Origin of the sequence: Cellulomonas fimi ATCC 484 (assembly GCF_000212695.1) — a bacterium.
GTDB lineage: Bacteria > Actinomycetota > Actinomycetes > Actinomycetales > Cellulomonadaceae > Cellulomonas > Cellulomonas fimi.
Genome location: NC_015514.1, coordinates 1465299 through 1481819 on the forward strand (window position 1 = coordinate 1465299; position 16521 = coordinate 1481819).

A 16521-nucleotide genomic window follows, 5' to 3' on the forward strand; every position below is an offset into this window, starting at 1 on the left:
CACCCAACCACCGCAAATCGCCCACCGACCCCCGTATGAGACGTTTCTCATGGCTCTACCGGTCCAGACTTTCGATACCTGGCGACTGCGTCACGGGCCGTGCCGCGCACCCGCCCGGACGCGCGAAGGGGCGCCGCCCGGAGGTCCGGGAGGCGCCCCTGCCGGGCGGTGCGGAGGTCAGCCGCGCAGCTCCAGGTACTTCGCGATGAGCGCCTTCGTCGACGGGTCCTGCGAGTCGAGGGCGGCGGTGTCACCCTCGACGGCGGGCGCGATCTCCATCGCGAGCTTCTTGCCCAGCTCGACGCCCCACTGGTCGAACGAGTCGATGCCCCAGACCACGCCCTGCACGAACGTGATGTGCTCGTACAGCGCGATGAGCTGGCCCAGCACCGACGGCGTGAGCGACGGCGCGAGGATCGACGTCGTCGGCCGGTTCCCCGAGAAGACGCGCGCCGGGACGATCTCCTCCGCGGTGCCCTCGGCGCGGACCTCGTCGGCCGTCTTGCCGAACGCGAGGGCCTTGGTCTGCGCGAAGTAGTTCGCGAGGAACAGGCCGTGCACGTCGGTCTCGCCGTCCTTGAGCGGGTGCGCGGGGTTCGCGACCGCGATGAAGTCCGCCGGGATCAGGCGCGTGCCCTGGTGGATGAGCTGGTAGAACGCGTGCTGGCCGTTGGTGCCGGGCTCGCCCCAGAACACCTCGCCCGTCTGCGTCGTCACGGGCGTGCCGTCCCAGCGGACCGACTTGCCGTTCGACTCCATGGTCAGCTGCTGCAGGTAGGCCGCGAACCGGTGCAGGTACTGCGCGTAGGGCAGGACGGCGTGCGTGTGCGCGCCGAGGAAGTTGACGTACCAGACGTTGAGCAGGCCCATGAGGACGGGCACGTTCTGCGCGAACGGCGTCGTCGCGACGTGCTCGTCGACCGCGTGGAAGCCGGCGAGGAAGTCGCGGAAGGCGTCGGGGCCGATCGCGATCGCGAGCGACGTGCCGATGACCGAGTCGACCGAGTAGCGGCCGCCGACCCAGTCCCAGAAGCCGAACGCGTTCGCCGGGTCGATGCCGAACGCCGCGACCTTGTCGAGCGCCGTGGACACCGCGACGAAGTGCTGCGCGACGGCCGCGTTGCGCGCCTCGTCGGAGTCCTCGGTGCCGAGCTCGCGCCACAGCCAGTCGCGGGCGAGGCGCGCGTTCGTCAGCGTCTCGAGCGTGCCGAACGTCTTGGACGCGACGACGAACAGCGTGGTGCGCGGGTCGAGGCCCTTGACCTTCTCCGCGAGGTCGGTCGGGTCGATGTTCGACACGAACCGCACCTCGAGCCCGTCCTGCACGTACGGCTTGAGCGCCTCGTACGCCATGACCGGGCCTAGGTCGGAGCCGCCGATGCCGATGTTGACGACCGTGCGCACGCGCTCGCCCGTCACCCCGGTCCACGCGCCCGAGCGCACGCGGTCCGCGAACGCGTACATCTTGGTGAGCTCGGCCTGCACGTCGGCGTCCACGTCCTGGCCGTCGACGACGAGTCGGGGCTCGGTGCCCGCGGGGCGGCGCAGCGCGGTGTGCAGGACGGCGCGGTCCTCGGTGACGTTGATGTGGTCGCCGCGCAGCTGCGCCTGGAGGCGGTCCGCGAGGCCGACCTCGTCGGCGAGCCGGACGAGCAGCGCGAGCGTCTCGTCGGTGACGAGGTTCTTCGACAGGTCGACGTGCAGGTCGGCGAGCGTGAACGACAGGCGCTCGGCGCGGGCCGGGTCGGCCGCGAACCAGCCGCGCAGGTCGGCGTGCAGCGTCGCCTCGTGCGCGGACAGGTCCTGCCACGCGCTCGTGCTGGTGGCGTCGATGGGGTGCGAGGACACGGGTCTCCCTCTCGGAGCGGGTGATGGGTGCGCGACCGCGCTGGCCGCTCCAACCTAGTGCGCCGCGTCACGGGCCCGCACGGGACGTCCGTCGGAGGTGGGGCGCCGCCGGACCCCGTAGCGTCGGGCGTCCTCCGGGTCGGCGGCGCCACCGGATTCGCGACAAAACGGATGACTCGGGCATCATCGTCGGATGCTCCGCACCCTTGCGACCTCCCCGCGCCGACGGACGCTCGCGCTCGCGCTGGCGGCGACGGCCTGCGCCGCGCTGCTCGCCGCCTGCACCGCCGACCCCGCGCCCGCGCCCACGTCGAGCACGACCCCGGCCCCGGCGGCGGACGAGGCGGACGCGGCGCCCGTCGCGTCCGCCGTGGCCACGCTGCCCGACGAGCGCGGCACGGTCGACGTCGACGTGCGCTCCCTGACGCTCGACGACAACGGCACCACGATGACGCTGCGGGTGGACTTCACCGCGCACCTCACGACGCCCGACGGCGACGCGACCCTCTCGGAGATCAACAACTTCTTCTTCCTGCACCCGGTGCTGCTGGACCGGCAGAACCTCAAGCGCTACTCGGTGGTCGAGGGCGAGGGCTCGCAGGACTGGCTGACGAACGACGACACGACCGCCCCGGACGGCGAGCCGCTGCACTCCTGGTTCGTCTACGCGGCGCCCGAGGACGACGTCGACGAGGTCGCGGTCACGATCGACGAGTGGGGTGTGGAGATCCCCGGCGTCCCGGTGACGTCGTGACCGTCCCGCTGCTCGCCGCCCTCGCCGTGGCGCTGCCGCTCGCGGTCCCGGCCTACGTCGACCGTGACGACGCACCCGTCCCGACGCCCGACGCGATCGAGCGCTCGGTCGACTCCTACGCCACGGACGGCTCGGTGGACGCCTACACGACGCAGGGGTCGGTCGAGTCCGTGGCGCCGCCCGAGACCGACGGCGGCACGACGACCCTCACGGTCGGCTCGGACGTGCTCTTCGCGTACGCGAGCCACGACCTCGACCCCGCGGCCGCCGCGGCGCTCGCCGCGCTCGTCGAGCAGGTGCCGGCGGGTGCCCAGGTCGCGGTCGTGGGTCACACGGACTCGCGCGGCGGCGACGCGGTCAACCTGCCGCTGTCGAGCGCACGCGCCGAGGCCGTGGCCGCGGTGCTGCGCTCGACGCGGCCCGACCTCGTGCTGGCCGTGGGGGGTGCGGGCTCCACCGAGCCGGTCGCGGACGAGTACGTCGCGGGCGCCCCGGATCTCGCGGCGATGGCCCGCAACCGCCGCGTCGAGCTCCGGTGGGCGGGCTGACGCTGCGGGAGCCCGGGTCCCGGACGCGGTCCAGGACCGACGCCGGTCGGTGGCGGGGTCGCCGTAGGGTGACCCGGTGCACCGGATCCCCACCGCGCTGATCGCCGCCCTGACCCTCGTCGTCGGCTTCGCCGTCGCGCAGGCGACCGACGTCCGGGCGCTCGGGGGCGCGGTGCTGGTCGCGGGCGGCGCGTGGTGCGCGGTGCGCGCGTGGCCGTCGGCGGGAGCGGCCCGCACGACCGCGGTGCTCGCGGTCGCGGCGGCGTGCTTCGCCGTGTCGCACGTGCTCGCGCCGCACCTCGGCGCGTGGCCGGCGGTCGTGCTGGTCGCCGCCGTGCTCGCCGCGGTCACGTGGGTCCTGGTCGACCGCGGCACGAGCGGGCGCGCCGCCGGGGCCTGACCCGCCCCTGGCCAGGCGCCCACCTGGGGTGTGCGTCAGTCGCCCAGCGCGTCCCGCACGAGCGGTGCGACGCGCGTGCCGAGCAGCTCGATCGCGCGCATCGACTCGGCGTGCGGCACGCCGGACACGTCCATCTGGAACGCCTGCCGGTCGTGCTGCAGGACGCCGTGCAGCGCGACGACCCGCTCGGCGACCTCCTCGGGGTGGCCGACCAGGTAGGCGCCACCGCGCGCGGCCTGGGACTCGAACGCGATCCGGTTGGGCTGCGCGAAGCCGCGCTCGGACGCGATCCGGCGCATCGACTCGTGCCAGTACGGGTAGAAGAAGTGGCGCGCGGCGCGCGGGTCGTCGGCGACGAAGCCGATGCCGGCGACCGACACGAACGGCTCGGCCGGCCGGCCGGGGCGGGTCGAGGCCGCGTACGACTCGCGGTAGAGGTCGACGAGCGGGGCGAAGGACGCGGGCTGCCCGCCGATGATCGCGTAGCTCACGGGCAGGCCGAGGGCGCCGGCGCGCGCGGACGAGCGCGGGTTGCCGCCCGTCGCGATCGCGATCCGCAGGTGCGGGCCGATCCCGGGCTTGTCGAGCGGGCGCGGCAGCACGAGCGCGTCGTCGAGCGGCGGGCGGAAGCGGCCGGACCACGTGGTCCGCTCGGCCTCGTCGAGCCGCAGGAGGAGGGCGATCTTCTCGTCGAACAGCGCGTCGTAGTCGTCGAGCGACGCGCCGAACAACGGGTAGGACTCGATGAACGAGCCGCGCCCGGCGAGCAGCTCGACGCGGCCGCCGGAGTACAGGTCCATCGTCGAGAACTGCTGGTGCACCCGGACGGGGTCCTCGGTGGACAGCACGGTCACGGCGGAGCCGACGGTGATCCGCTGCGTCTGCGCGAGCGCGGCCGCGATGACGGTCGCGGGGGAGGAGATCGCGTAGTCGGGGCGGTGGTGCTCGCCGATGCCGACGTAGTCGAGGCCCACGTCCTCGGCGAGCCGGATGCGCTCGAGGACCTCGCGCAGCCGCTGCGCGGGGGAGACCGTCGCGCCGGTCGCCGGGTCGGGGTGGACGTCGCCGAAGGTGTAGAGGCCGAGCTCCATGGCCCGTGCAACGCCCGTCCGGGGGAGGGTGTTCCGCGCCGGTGCCGGGCCGCGCGGCCCGCGCGTGGAGGACGGCGCGGAGGTGGTCCGCGGCCGGCCGACCTGCGCAGATGTCGGCGGCGTCACGCGCGCGCATGCCGTGGGTCGGCCGTGTGAACGCTCGGTCACGATGTGGTCACGGTCACATCCGGACCCTTGACGCGGATTAGTAAGGAAGTTCTACTAACAAACGTGACGACGACCACGCAGCCCACGAGCGGCTCCGGCCGCACCGTGGGGCGCGCCCTGCGGCCCACCGCCAAGGCGCTGCCCGAGCACGGCCGCGCGCACAACCGCTCGATGGTGCTCGCGCACCTCTTCCACGCCGGCCCGTCCTCCCGCGCCGACCTCGCCCGCAGCACCGGGCTCACCCGCGTGACCGTCTCCGGGCTCGTGGCCGAGCTCATGGGGGAGGGCCTCGTCGAGGAGCTCGGGGTGCGCGCCGAGGGCAAGGTCGGCAAGCCCGCCACGCTCGTCGGGATGCGCACCGAGGCCTACCAGGTCGTCGCCGTCGACCTCACCGACGACCTGCGCCTGCACGGGGCCGTCATGACCCTCGAGGGTGCGGTCGTCGCCCGCCGCTCGGTCCCGCTCGACGGCCGGACGGGGGAGCCCGCCGTCGCGCTGCTCGACGCCCTGTGCCGCGACCTGCTGGCGGCCGCCGAGCAGCCCGTCATCGGCGTCGGCATCGCCTCGCCCGGCGTCATCGACCCGAACGGCCTCGTCGTGCAGGCCCCGAACCGCGGCTGGTACGACGTCCCGCTCGCCGCGCGGCTCACGGCGTCGCTCGGCGTCCCGGTGCACGTCGCGAACGACGCGAACACCCGCGCGCTCGCCGAGTTCACGTACGGCGACGCGAGCGGCAAGGGCACCATCGTCGTCACGGTCGGCCAGGGCGTCGGCGCGGGCATCGTCGTCGACGGCGCGCTCGTCCTCGGCCGCCACCACGCAGCAGGCGAGATCGGCCACGTCACCGTGCTCGACGGCGACGGCCCCGGCGAGCGGCCCGCGCCCTGCGCGTGCGGCCGTGAAGGCTGCCTCGAGACGGTCCTGTCGGTCCCGGCCCTGCGCCGGCGCACGGCGGACCTCGACCCCCAGGACTCCGACGCCGAGCTGGCGTCGGTCGGACGGCTGCTGGGCATCGCCCTGGCACCCGTCGTCAGTGCGCTCGACCTCGCGGAGGTCCTGCTCTCCGGCCCCTCGGAGCTGCTGGACGGCCCGCTGCGCGAGTCGGCGCTCGCCACCCTCCGCGCCCGGACCATGCCCGTCATCGGCGACGGGCTGGCTCTGCGGATGGGCTCCCTCGACGAGGACGGGACCCTCGCCGGCGCGACGGTCCTCGTCCTGTCAGGTCAGCTCGGGGTCACGTGACGACCCCGAGCCGACCCCTTGCAGTCGGAACACCACCCCGGCGGCCGCCGTACGGCGCTCGCCTCGCTCACGGGAGGAACCCCAACGTGAAGATGCTACGTTTCGCGGCCGTCGGCGTGGCCGCCGCGCTCACGCTCACGGCGTGCAGCAGCGGCGACGACACCGGCTCGGACGACGCGACCGACGCGGGCACCCCTGCCCCCGCGACGATCAAGCTCTGGCTCAACGGCACCGACACGGGCGACGCCCTGCGCGAGTACCTGGTCACGACCTTCGAGAAGGAGAACCCCGGCTCGAAGCTCGTCATCGAGGAGCAGGACTGGAACGGCCTCGTCCCGCGCCTGCAGACCGCGCTCGCGTCCGAGGACCAGACGCCCGACGTCGTGGAGATCGGCAACACCCAGTCGGCGACGTTCACCTACGCGGGCGCGTTCTCCGACATCAGCGACCTGTACGAGGAGGTCGGCGGCGCCAAGCTGCTGCAGGGCTTCGTCGACGCGGGCGTCGCCGACGGCAAGAACTACGCGCTGCCGTACTACTCGGGCGCCCGTGCGGTGTTCTACAACAAGGACATGCTCGCCGCCGCCGGCGTCGAGGTGCCCACGACCATCGACGAGTTCGGCGAGGCCGCCAAGAAGCTCCAGTCGGACACCGTCTCGGGCTTCTGGTTCCCGGGGCAGGACTGGTACAACGGCGCGACCTGGCTCTACACCGCGGGCGGTGACTTCGCGGTGCAGGACGGCGAGGAGTGGAAGGGCGCGCTGTCCGAGCCGAAGTCCATCGAGGGCCTCGAGCAGGTCGCCGACCTGTTCGCGAACGCGACCAACGCGCCGGCCGACGCCGACTCGAACGAGCCGTGGGTCCCGTTCAACGCCGGTCAGGCCGCGATGTTCTCCGCCCCGACGTGGGCGCGCTGGAGCATCGACCTGCCGCAGTGCAACAAGGGCGTCGACCCGGACGACACGTCCGAGGAGGCCAAGGCGCTGCGCGCCGAGCAGCAGGCCTGCAACGAGGAGCACACCGGCGTCTTCGCGATGCCTGGCACGACCGAGGGCGAGTTCGCCACGGCCTTCGCGGGCGGCTCGAACATCGCCGTCGCCGCGAAGTCGAAGAACCAGGAGCTCGCGAAGAACCTCGTCCGGATCATCTACTCGCCCGAGTTCCAGCAGATGCTCGGCGAGAACGGCCTGATCCCGGGCAACACCGAGTACGCCGACTCGATGGGCGACGACGTGTACGCCCAGGCCGCGATCTCGGCCGCGCTCAACGCGAAGCTCACGCCGGCCGCCGAGAGGTGGGCGGACGTCGAGGGCGACCGCATCCTGGAGGACTTCTTCCAGCAGATCGCCACGGGCGCCGACGTCACGGAGGCCGCCGCCGAGGCGGACCAGCTCCTGACGGACACGCTCAACTGATCACCGGCCGGCCGGGCGCTCGCACGCGCAGCACCCGGCCGGTCCTGGTCCGGCGCGGCCGGGTGCTGCGACCCCGCAGCCCCGGCCGCTGCACCGAAGGAGCTCCACGCATGGCAGCCACCGCCCCCGCGGTCGACGCGACCGGCCCCGCGCCGCTCGCGACCCGCCGCCGGCGCCCCCCGTACGGCGCCTACGGCCTGCTCGTCCCCGCCGCCGTCGTCATCGGCGTCGCGCTGGGCTACCCCCTGGTCCGGCAGTTCGTCATCTCCTTCCAGGAGTACGGCCTGCGCCAGCAGTTCGGCCAGCCGGCCGAGTGGGTCGGCCTCGCGAACTACACCGACCTGCTGTCCGACCCCTACGTGTGGACGGTCATCGGCCGGTCGGTCCTGTTCTGCCTCGTCAACGCGGCCCTCACGATGGTCGTCGGCGTCGCGCTCGCGGTCCTCATGAGCCGCGTCGGCCGGGTCGCCCGCACGACCCTGCAGGTCTCGCTCCTGCTCGCCTGGGGCACGCCCGTCCTGGCGTCGATGACGGTGTGGCAGTGGCTGTTCGACACCCAGTACGGCGTCATCAACTGGGTGCTGTCGCAGGTGCTGGGCATCGAGTCGATGGCCGGCCACTCGTGGATCATCGAGCCGCTGTCGTTCTACCTCGTCGCGACGGTCATCGTCGTGTGGATGTCGGTGCCGTTCGTCGTGTTCTCCGTGTACGCGGGCCTGCTGCAGGTCCCCGAGGAGACGATGGAGGCCGCCCAGCTCGACGGCGCGTCCGGCTGGCAGCGGTTCTGGGGCATCACGATCCCGATGATGCGACCGGTCCTGTCGATCGTCCTGCTGCTGCAGGTCATCTGGGACCTCAAGGTGTTCACGCAGATCTACGTGCTGCAGCGCGCCGGCGCGCCCACCCGCGAGACGAACCTGCTCGGCACCCTCATCTACTCGTACTCGGACGAGTTCTCGAAGGCCGGAGCGCTGGCCACGATCATGCTCGTCCTCACGCTCGCCCTGACCGGGTTCTACATCCGGCAGATGCTCAAGGAGGACGAGCTGTGAGCGCGCTCGCCACGCCCCCCGCCCCGGCGCCGCACGGCGTCCCCGAGGTCGCCGCCACCCCCGCCCGCCCCGCGCGCCGCAGGACGTCGGGCGAGTCGGGCCGCACCGCGTCGCCCCTCGCACGCCGGCTGCTCGGCCTCGTCGCCGTGCTCGTCGCCGTCGCCTGGGTGTTCCCCATCTACTGGATGATCAACAGCGCGTTCCTGCCGCTCAACAAGCTCCAGGCGCCCGAACCGACGTTCCTGCCGCTCGGCGGCACGCTGTCGAACTTCCGGGGCGTCGTGCAGGACCCGACGTTCTGGGCCGCGATGCGGGTGTCGCTCGCCGTCGTCGTCCTCGTGCTGCTCGCCGCGCTCGTGTTCGCGTTCCTCGCGGCGCTCGCGGTCAGCCGCTTCCGGTTCCGCGGCCGCAAGTCGTTCATCCTCACGATCCTGGTCGTGCAGATGATCCCCGCGGAGGGGTTGTTCATCTCGCAGTACCAGATGCTCGACGGCTGGGACCTCGTCAACAAGGTGTCCGGGCTCGCGCTCGTCTACACCGCGGCGATCCTGCCGTTCACCATCTGGATGCTGCGCGGCTTCGTCGCGGGCGTCCCGATCGAGCTCGAGGAGGCCGCGATGGTCGACGGCCTCTCGCGCACCGGGGCGTTCCTCCGCATCACGTTCCCCCTGCTGGCCCCCGGCCTCGTCGCGTCCGGCGTCTACGGGTTCCTGCAGGCGTGGAACGAGTACACCCTCGCCCTCGTCGTGATGACCGACCCCGCGCAGCGCACCCTGCCGCTGTGGCTGCAGGGCCTCGTCGAGGCCAACCGGGCGACGGACTGGGGTGTCGTCATGGCGGGTGCGGCGGTGATCGCGATCCCCGTGATCGTGTTCTTCCTGTTCGTGCAGGGGAAGATGACGTCCGGCCTGGTGGCGGGCGCGGTGAAGGGCTGACGTGGACGTGCGCGCACACGGGTCCGACGGCTGGTCCGTCGGTCTCGACATCGGGGGCAGCAAGGTGCTGGGGGTCGCGCTCGACGCGTCGGGCGCGGTGCGCCACCAGGTACGGGCCGTCACGGTCCGCGGCATCGAGGGGGTCGTGCAGGGGGCGGCGGGCGCGGTGCGCGCGCTCGCGGCGCAGGCCGGCGTGCCGGTCGCGTCGCTCGCGGGCGTGGGGCTGGGCCTGCCGGGCGTCGTCGACGTCGCCGCGGGCAGCGTCGAGCACGCGGTCAACCTCGGGATCGAGCGCCGCGTGGCGCTCGCGGCGCTCGTCAGCGAGGGCCTGGGCGGAGTGCCCGTGCGGCTCGAGAACGACCTGAACGCGGCGGTCGTCGGCGCGGCCCGGTTCGTCGAGCCGCACGCGGACGACGCGCACCACGACCTCGCCTTCCTGGCGCTCGGCACCGGCCTGGCGGCGGGTCTGCTGCTCGACGGCAGGCTGCGACGCGGCTCGCAGGGCGCGGCGGGGGAGATCGGGCACCTCACGTTCGTGCCGGACGGGCTGCCGTGCAAGTGCGGGCAGCTCGGCTGCCTGGAGCAGTACGCGTCGGGATCCGCGCTCGACGCGGCCTGGCCGAGCCGCACGGGGGCGCCCGCGCCCGCGGAGGTGTTCGCGGCCGCGGACGCGGGCGACCCGGCGGCGGTGGCGCTGCGCGACCAGTTCTCGTCCGCGGTCGCCGCGGCCGTGCGCGTGCTCGTGCTCACGTGCGACGTGCGGCACGTCGTCGTCGGTGGGGGCGTGAGCGCCGTCGGGGCACCGCTGCTCGACGCCGTGCGCGGCGTGCTCGACCGTGCCGCGCGCACGTCGGCGTTCCTGGAGTCCATGCGGCTCGCCGACCGTGTCACGCTGGCCCCTGCCGGCGTGCCCGTGGGGGCGGTCGGTGCCGCGCTCGTCGGGCGCGGCGAGCACGCCCTGGACCGTCTCGTCGGTCCGTACGAGGCCGTCGAGGAGGCCCGCTGATGGAGGTCGTCATCGCCCCGGCGCCGGAGCTCGCCCGGATCGCCGCCGACGCGGTGGAGCGCCTGCTGCGCGCCCGCCCGACGGCGGTGCTCGGGCTCGCGACGGGGTCGAGCCCGCTGGCCGTGTACGACGAGCTCGTGCGCCGCCACACCGAGCAGGGCCTGTCGTTCGCGCACGCGCGTGCGTTCATGCTCGACGAGTACGTGGGGCTCGCGGCGGACCACCCCGAGCGGTACCGCAACGTCATCGAGAAGGAGATCGCGTCCCGCGTCGACTTCGCCCCCGGCGCCGTGCAGGGCCCGGACGGGCTCGCGCAGGACGTGACCGGGGCGTGCGCCGACTACGAGCGCGCGATCGCCGACGCGGGCGGTGTCGACCTGCAGATCCTCGGCATCGGCACCGACGGGCACGTGGCGTTCAACGAGCCGGGCTCGTCCCTCGCGTCGCGCACGCGGATCAAGACGCTCACGCGCCAGACCCGGGAGGACAACGCGCGGTTCTTCGGCGGAGACGTGGACCAGGTGCCGACGCACTGCCTGACGCAGGGGCTCGCGACGATCATGGCGGCGCGGCACCTCGTGCTGCTCGCGACGGGTCGCGGCAAGGCCGAGGCCGTGCACCAGCTCGCGGAGGGGCCGGTGAGCGCGATGTGGCCCGCGACGGTCCTGCAGCACCACCCGCACGTGACGGTCCTGGTGGACGACGCCGCGGCGTCGCGCCTGCAGCTCGCGGACTACTACCGCGAGACGTACGCGGCGAAGCCGGGCTGGCAGGGCCTGTGACCCTGCCGGCCCGGACCTCGCGCCGGCTCACCGGCTGAGCGCACCGACCAGCAGGGAGAGCGCGGCCGCGGCGACGGCCGTCGCGGGCAGGACCCACGCGAGCGCGACCCCGGCACGGACGTCCCGGCGTCGGGCCGCGCGCGGGTCGGTGCCCGGTGCGACCACCACCACGGGGTCCGGCCGGCGCACCGCGGTCCAGGTCTGCCAGGACGCCTCGGCGACCAGCAGCGCGGCGCCGGCGGCGGCGGCGACGGCGGGCGTCGTGGTGAGCAGCGGCGTCGTGAGCACCCGGTCGAGCACGACCGCGACGACGAGCAGGGCGGCCACGGTGCCCGCGAGGGCCGCGCGGCTGCGCACCGCGAGGTGCACCGCGAGGATCGCTCCGCCGACCAGCATCGCCGGGAGCACGGCGCGGCCGACGGTGACGTCGAGGACGGGACCGTCCGCGGCGACGGCCCACAGGACCAGCAGGAGCCCCACGACGCCGACGGCGGTCGGCACGAGCTCCCGTCCGACGCCGCCGAACCGGCTGACCGGCGCGCCGACGCGGCTCGCCGCGTAGGTCCGCGCGTCGCCGAAGGCGTCGGGCGCGCTCTGGCCGCTGTCGAGGCAGAACTGCTCGACCTCGGCGAGGGCCTCGCCGACGGCGCGACCGTCGGCGCCGCGCTCCCGCAGCTCGAGGACGAACGTGGTGCGCCAGGACTCGGGGACGGGCGTGGACGTGGTGGCCGACGGGTCGGTCATGGGCGTGCCTCCTTCCGGGGGGCGCGGCCGGTCGCCGCGGCGGTGAGATCGACGGTGAGCGTGGCGAACGTGCGCCAGGCGTGGGCGCGCTCGGCGAGCGCGGTGCGGCCGGGGCCGGTGAGGGCGAAGTACTTGCGGCCGGGGCCGCCGTCGCCCGGCTCCCAGCGGGTCGTGACGTGCCCGGCCTGCTCGAGACGTGCGAGCAGCGGGTACAGCGTCCCGCCCTTGATCGTGCCGAGCCCGAGGGCGTCGAGGCGGGCGGCGAGTGCGTACCCGTAGGTCTCGCCCTCGGCGAGGACGGCCAGGACACACAGGTCGAGCACGCCGCGCAGCCACTCGCCGGGCCACGGTGTCGTCGTCATGGCTAGACAGTACGACTATCTAGTCAGGCTGTCTATCTACTGGTGGACGGCGGTGTGGCTCTCGGTCGCGTGGGCGCCGCGACGTAGACTCCTGCGCATGACTGAGCCGCTCCCGCCGACCGGACCTGCCGACCCGAACGACCCGGGCCAGGGCACGTCGACGAGCGTGCTGGAGCGTCAGGAGACGCACGAGCAGGTCGAGCCGGGCGACCACGAGCGCTTCGCGCACTACGTGCGCAAGGAGAAGATCATGGAGTCCGCGATGAGCGGCAAGCCCGTGGTCGCGCTCTGCGGCAAGGTCTGGGTGCCGGGCCGGGACCCGAACAAGTTCCCGGTCTGCCCCGTGTGCAAGGAGATCTACGAGGGTCTGCGCGAGCCGCAGGACGGCGACGGCGCGTCCGGCGAGGGCGGCGGCTCCGGGGGCTCGGGCGGGGGTCGTCGCTGGGGCTTCGGCCGCGGCGGCAAGTGAGCGGGGCCGCGCGCCCGTCCTCCACCTCGACCCACGCGTCCACGTCGGCGGCCTCCCACCTGCCGCCGGCGTTCCCCGCGCGTGCGCCGTGGGGGACCGCGGGCAAGCTGCGCGCGTGGCAGGCCGAGGCGCTGGAGGCGTACCGGACGCGCGCGCCGCGTGACTTCCTCGCGGTCGCGACGCCCGGGGCGGGCAAGACGACGTTCGCGCTGCGCATCGCGACCGAGCTGCTCGAGGCGCGCGTCGTGCGCCGCGTCACGGTCGTCGCGCCGACGGAGCACCTGAAGAAGCAGTGGGCGGACGCCGCGGCACGCGTCGGGATCCGGCTCGACCCGAACTTCTCGAACGCGCAGGGCCGGCACGGGCACGGCTTCGACGGCGTGGCCGTCACGTACGCCCAGGTCGCGTCGAAGCCCGCGCTGCACGCCGCCCGCACGACCGCCGAGCGCACGCTCGTCATCCTCGACGAGGTGCACCACGGCGGCGACGCGCTGTCCTGGGGCGACGCGGTGCGTGAGGCGTTCGAGGACGCCACGCGCCGGCTCGCGCTCACCGGCACGCCGTTCCGCTCGGACACGGCCGCGATCCCGTTCGTGCGGTACGACCGCGACCACGAGGGCATCCGCCGCAGCGTCGCGGACTACACCTACGGGTACGGCGACGCACTGCGCGACCACGTCGTCCGGCCCGTGATCTTCCTGTCCTACAGCGGCTCGATGCGCTGGCGGACGCGCGCGGGCGACGAGATCAGCGCGCGTCTCGGGGAGCCGCTGACCAAGGACATGACGGCGCAGGCGTGGCGCACCGCGCTCGACCCGAACGGGGAGTGGATCCCGAGCGTGCTCGCGGCCGCCGACCGGCGGCTCACCGAGGTCCGGCGCAGCGTGCCCGACGCGGGCGCGATGATCATCGCCACCGACCAGACCGACGCGCGCGCCTACGCGGGCCACCTGGCGCGCCTGACGGGCGAGTCGCCCACGGTCGTGCTGTCGGACGACGACGGTGCGAGCGACAAGATCGACGAGTTCTCCGCGGGCGACTCCCGCTGGCTGGTCGCCGTCCGCATGGTGTCCGAGGGCGTCGACGTGCCGCGCCTCGCCGTCGGCGTTTACGCGACGAGCACCGCGACGCCGCTGTTCTTCGCGCAGGCCGTGGGTCGGTTCGTGCGTGCGCGCCGGCGCGGCGAGACGGCGTCGGTGTTCCTGCCGTCGGTCCCGCAGCTGCTCACGCTCGCGAACAGCATGGAGCTCGAGCGGGACCACGCGCTGGACCGGCCGCAGACGGCCGAGGAGCAGGGCGTCGACTTCAACCCGGAGGACGCGCTGCTCGCGGCCGCGAACTCCGAGCGCAACGGCCCCGACGCGGTCGGCCCCGACGGCGTGCAGGGGTCGTTCGAGGCGCTCGAGGCGCAGGCGTCGTTCGACCGCGTGCTGTTCGACGGTGGCGAGTTCGGCACGGAGGCGGAGGTCGGCTCGGAGGAGGAGCTCGACTTCCTCGGGCTCCCGGGCCTGCTCGACCCCGACCAGGTGTCGGCGCTGCTGCGCCAGCGGCAGGCGGACCAGCTCAAGGGCCGGCGGCGGGCCGCGGCGGCTGCGGAGCCGGCGCCGGAGATGGACCACCGCAGGCAGGCGGAGCTGCGCAAGGAGCTCGCGCAGCTCGTCGGGGCGTGGTCGCGGCGCAGCGGGCAGCCGCACGGCGCGGTGCACGCCGAGCTGCGGCGCCGGTGCGGCGGGCCCGAGGTCGCGCTGGCGGACCCGGTTCAGCTCGCGGCGCGCGTCGAGATGGTGCGCGGCTGGTTCGTCGGCAAACGCTGACGGCCCGGATGAGCATCGCTCGACTACTACCGCGCGTGAGCCGGAACAACCCCCGTCTCATATGTCGGACAGGCCCGGCCTGCCGCGTTTGCGCAGGTCAGAGCGCTGGACGCGCGACCACATAGCAGCGGCGGCCCTGCTCGCAAGTCGGCCTCTCGACGTGCCGACCCCGCGAGCCGCTGGCAGCGTCTTCCTCGTGCTTCACGGCGCCGGGTTCCCCCGGACGCCTACTGGTTGCCACGGAGAAAGGGGTCACCCCATGCCCAGCTGGCTCATCCTCGTCCTCGTCGGTGTGGTGCTCGTCGTCCTCGGCGTCGCCACCAGCATCGGCCAGTTCCTCATCTGGATCGGTGTCGCGCTGCTCGTCGTCAGCCTGATCCTCGGGCTCGTCGGGCGCGGCCGCTCCCGGGTGTGACCGGGCCGCGGCGCCGGTGCGCGGGCACGCCCCCTGAGCCCCGCACCGGCGACCGCGGCCGGGTCCCCACGCCGCGGCCCGGACGGACGGTCCCTCAGTCCCGTCCGTCCAGCCGCAGCGTCACGGTCGGCACCGCGGCCTCGTCGGCCGACAGCCGTCGCGCACCGCGCGGCAGCTCGTCCCGCGAGGCGCGGTGCCGATCGCGTGCCCGGGCCACGCCGCCCGGGCCGGTCCACGCCGCGTCGACCTCGCCGTCCGTCACGAGCGGCACGTGCAGCGTCCGCAGCGCCTCGTCGTCCGGCACCCACGACGCCACCGCCGCGTCGTCCCCGGCGACCAGCACCTCCTCGACGGCCCGCCCGTCCGGCCCCCGCCGCCGCGCCGCCGCCTTGCGTCCCCCCGTGCTCGTCTTCGCCGTCGAGGCCTTCGCCACCGGCGCGAGCGCGCCGTCGCGCCCCTCGCGCGCGACGAGCTTGTAGACCATCCCGCACGTCGGCGCGCCCGAGCCGGTCACGACCGACGTGCCCACGCCGTAGCTGTCGACCGGCGCGGCCGCGAGCGCCGCGATCGCGTACTCGTCGAGGTCGGACGTCACCACGACCTTCGTCTCCCGGGCGCCCGCCGCGTCGAGCTGCGCCCGGACCTCCTGCGCGAGCACCCCCAGGTCGCCCGAGTCGAGGCGCACGGCCCCGAGACGCGTGCCGGCCGCCGCGAGGGCCCGCTCGACGCCGCGCCGCACGTCGTAGGTGTCGACGAGGAGCGTGGTGCCCGGGCCGAGAGCGGCGACCTGCGAGGCGAACGCCGCCTCCTCGTCGTCGTGCAGGAGCGTGAACGCGTGCGCCGCCGTCCCGATCGTCTCGAGCCCGTAGCGCCGGCCGGCCTCGAGGTTCGACGTCGCCGCGAACCCGGCGACGACCGCCGCCCGCGCCGCCGCGACGGCCGCCTCCTCGTGCGCCCGGCGCGCACCCATCTCGAGGCAGGGACGGTCGACCGCAGCGCTCGTCATGCGCGACGCCGCGGACGCGACCGCGGAGTCGTGGTTGAGGACCGACAGCGCGAGCGTCTCGAGCAGCACCGCCTCCGCGAACGTCCCCTCGACGACCAGCACGGGGGACAGGGGGAAGAAGACCTCGCCCTCCGCGTAGCCGCGCACGTCGCCCGAGAAGCGGTAGCCGGCCAGGAAGTCGAGGGTCGCGTCGTCGACGACCCGCTCGTCGGCGAGCCAGTCGAGCTCGGTGGTCGTGAACCGGAAGTCGGCCAGGGCCTCGAGGAACCGCCCGGTGCCCGCGACCACGCCGTAGCGGCGACCCGCCGGCAGGCGCCGCGTGAACACCTCGAACACGCAGCGGCGGTGCGCGGTGCCGTCGGCCAGCGCGGCCTGCAGCATCGTGAGCTCGTAGCGGTCGGTGAGCAGCGACGTCGCGGTCGAGGACGGGGTGCCGGTGCGGCCAGGCGCGCGGCTGGGCATGCGGCCGG

At 74.2% G+C, this 16521-nt stretch carries 17 protein-coding genes; 12 read left to right on the forward strand and 5 right to left on the reverse strand.

The annotated features are described in order from the left end of the window. Window positions 1-177: 177 nt before the first annotated feature. The gene (gene pgi / locus CELF_RS06730; RefSeq protein ID WP_013770502.1) at window positions 178-1848 is read right to left on the reverse strand and encodes a glucose-6-phosphate isomerase; all 1671 of its coding nucleotides are present in this window, start codon (window positions 1846-1848) and stop codon (window positions 178-180) included. 193 nt (window positions 1849-2041) lie between these two features. Between pgi and CELF_RS20370 the strand changes: the two genes are divergently transcribed. The 3 genes from CELF_RS20370 to CELF_RS06745 all read left to right on the forward strand — a co-directional run bounded on the left by CELF_RS20370 (window position 2042) and on the right by CELF_RS06745 (window position 3550). Then, on the forward strand, window positions 2042-2602 hold the full coding sequence (locus CELF_RS20370) for a hypothetical protein (RefSeq protein ID WP_013770503.1): 561 nt from the start codon (window positions 2042-2044) through the stop codon (window positions 2600-2602). Further along, a complete protein-coding gene (locus tag CELF_RS20375; RefSeq protein ID WP_013770504.1) occupies window positions 2599-3150 on the forward strand; it encodes an OmpA family protein in 552 nt (183 codons plus the stop codon). The genes CELF_RS20370 and CELF_RS20375 overlap by 4 nt, the downstream gene beginning before the upstream one ends. Before the next feature lie 76 nt (window positions 3151-3226). Further along, window positions 3227-3550 (forward strand): hypothetical protein, encoded by a 324-nt coding sequence (locus CELF_RS06745; protein WP_013770505.1) that lies wholly within the window; start codon window positions 3227-3229, stop codon window positions 3548-3550. A 35-nt stretch (window positions 3551-3585) separates the two neighbouring features. Here the strand turns inward: CELF_RS06745 and CELF_RS06750 are convergent, their stop codons facing one another. After that, entirely contained in the window at window positions 3586-4641 is a 1056-nt protein-coding gene (locus tag CELF_RS06750) for an LLM class flavin-dependent oxidoreductase (RefSeq protein WP_013770506.1), read from the reverse strand. A 231-nt stretch (window positions 4642-4872) separates the two neighbouring features. Here CELF_RS06750 and CELF_RS06755 point away from each other — a divergent pair, with 231 nt between their 5' ends. The 6 genes from CELF_RS06755 to nagB all read left to right on the forward strand — a co-directional run bounded on the left by CELF_RS06755 (window position 4873) and on the right by nagB (window position 11241). Continuing rightward, entirely contained in the window at window positions 4873-6051 is a 1179-nt protein-coding gene (locus CELF_RS06755) for an ROK family transcriptional regulator (RefSeq protein WP_013770507.1), read from the forward strand. Window positions 6052-6143: 92 nt separating this feature from the next. After that, complete coding sequence (locus tag CELF_RS06760; RefSeq protein WP_041553948.1) at window positions 6144-7466, forward strand: extracellular solute-binding protein; 1323 nt, start codon at window positions 6144-6146, stop codon at window positions 7464-7466. 110 nt (window positions 7467-7576) lie between these two features. Then, a complete protein-coding gene (locus tag CELF_RS06765; RefSeq protein ID WP_013770509.1) occupies window positions 7577-8518 on the forward strand; it encodes a carbohydrate ABC transporter permease in 942 nt (313 codons plus the stop codon). Beyond that, window positions 8515-9453 carry a carbohydrate ABC transporter permease gene (locus tag CELF_RS06770; RefSeq protein WP_013770510.1) on the forward strand — a complete coding sequence of 313 codons (939 nt, stop codon included), beginning with the start codon at window positions 8515-8517 and terminating at the stop codon, window positions 9451-9453. The genes CELF_RS06765 and CELF_RS06770 overlap by 4 nt, the downstream gene beginning before the upstream one ends. A gap of 1 nt (window position 9454) precedes the next feature. Continuing rightward, complete coding sequence (locus CELF_RS06775) at window positions 9455-10459, forward strand: ROK family protein (protein WP_013770511.1); 1005 nt, start codon at window positions 9455-9457, stop codon at window positions 10457-10459. Then, window positions 10459-11241, forward strand: a complete 783-nt coding sequence (gene nagB, locus CELF_RS06780; RefSeq protein ID WP_013770512.1) for a glucosamine-6-phosphate deaminase — start codon at window positions 10459-10461, stop codon at window positions 11239-11241. Before CELF_RS06775 ends, nagB begins: the two co-directional genes overlap by 1 nt. Before the next feature lie 27 nt (window positions 11242-11268). On the opposite strand, the gene CELF_RS06785 is transcribed toward nagB, so the two are convergent. Both CELF_RS06785 and CELF_RS06790 read right to left on the reverse strand, forming a co-directional pair. Beyond that, window positions 11269-11985, reverse strand: coding sequence for a hypothetical protein (locus tag CELF_RS06785; protein ID WP_013770513.1), 717 nt, complete (start codon window positions 11983-11985; stop codon window positions 11269-11271). Further along, window positions 11982-12347, reverse strand: coding sequence for a PadR family transcriptional regulator (locus CELF_RS06790; RefSeq protein ID WP_013770514.1), 366 nt, complete (start codon window positions 12345-12347; stop codon window positions 11982-11984). The genes CELF_RS06785 and CELF_RS06790 overlap by 4 nt, the downstream gene beginning before the upstream one ends. 97 nt (window positions 12348-12444) lie before the next feature. Between CELF_RS06790 and CELF_RS06795 the strand changes: the two genes are divergently transcribed. From CELF_RS06795 to CELF_RS20625, 3 genes are all read left to right on the forward strand, one after another. Then, window positions 12445-12816: a DUF3039 domain-containing protein gene (locus CELF_RS06795; protein ID WP_041553362.1), complete on the forward strand. Its 372-nt coding sequence runs from the start codon at window positions 12445-12447 to the stop codon at window positions 12814-12816. Continuing rightward, the gene (locus CELF_RS06800; protein WP_013770516.1) at window positions 12813-14630 is read left to right on the forward strand and encodes a DEAD/DEAH box helicase; all 1818 of its coding nucleotides are present in this window, start codon (window positions 12813-12815) and stop codon (window positions 14628-14630) included. Before CELF_RS06795 ends, CELF_RS06800 begins: the two co-directional genes overlap by 4 nt. 259 nt (window positions 14631-14889) lie before the next feature. Further along, window positions 14890-15045, forward strand: a complete 156-nt coding sequence (locus CELF_RS20625) for a hypothetical protein (protein ID WP_013770517.1) — start codon at window positions 14890-14892, stop codon at window positions 15043-15045. A gap of 94 nt (window positions 15046-15139) precedes the next feature. On the opposite strand, the gene CELF_RS06805 is transcribed toward CELF_RS20625, so the two are convergent. Further along, entirely contained in the window at window positions 15140-16513 is a 1374-nt protein-coding gene (locus tag CELF_RS06805) for a nicotinate phosphoribosyltransferase (RefSeq protein WP_049791540.1), read from the reverse strand. Between the last annotated feature and the right edge of the window lie 8 nt (window positions 16514-16521).

Coding starts and splice junctions, on each gene's coding strand:
- CELF_RS20625 (WP_013770517.1), top strand. CDS start 14,890: ATGCCCAGCTGGCTCATCCTCGTCCTCGTCGGTGTGGTGCTCGTCGTC.
- CELF_RS06795 (WP_041553362.1), top strand. CDS start 12,445: ATGACTGAGCCGCTCCCGCCGACCGGACCTGCCGACCCGAACGACCCG.
- CELF_RS06805 (WP_049791540.1), bottom strand. CDS start 16,513: ATGCCCAGCCGCGCGCCTGGCCGCACCGGCACCCCGTCCTCGACCGCG.
- nagB (WP_013770512.1), top strand. CDS start 10,459: ATGGAGGTCGTCATCGCCCCGGCGCCGGAGCTCGCCCGGATCGCCGCC.
- CELF_RS06785 (WP_013770513.1), bottom strand. CDS start 11,985: ATGACCGACCCGTCGGCCACCACGTCCACGCCCGTCCCCGAGTCCTGG.
- CELF_RS06765 (WP_013770509.1), top strand. CDS start 7,577: ATGGCAGCCACCGCCCCCGCGGTCGACGCGACCGGCCCCGCGCCGCTC.
- CELF_RS20370 (WP_013770503.1), top strand. CDS start 2,042: ATGCTCCGCACCCTTGCGACCTCCCCGCGCCGACGGACGCTCGCGCTC.
- CELF_RS06750 (WP_013770506.1), bottom strand. CDS start 4,641: ATGGAGCTCGGCCTCTACACCTTCGGCGACGTCCACCCCGACCCGGCG.
- CELF_RS06790 (WP_013770514.1), bottom strand. CDS start 12,347: ATGACGACGACACCGTGGCCCGGCGAGTGGCTGCGCGGCGTGCTCGAC.
- CELF_RS06760 (WP_041553948.1), top strand. CDS start 6,144: ATGCTACGTTTCGCGGCCGTCGGCGTGGCCGCCGCGCTCACGCTCACG.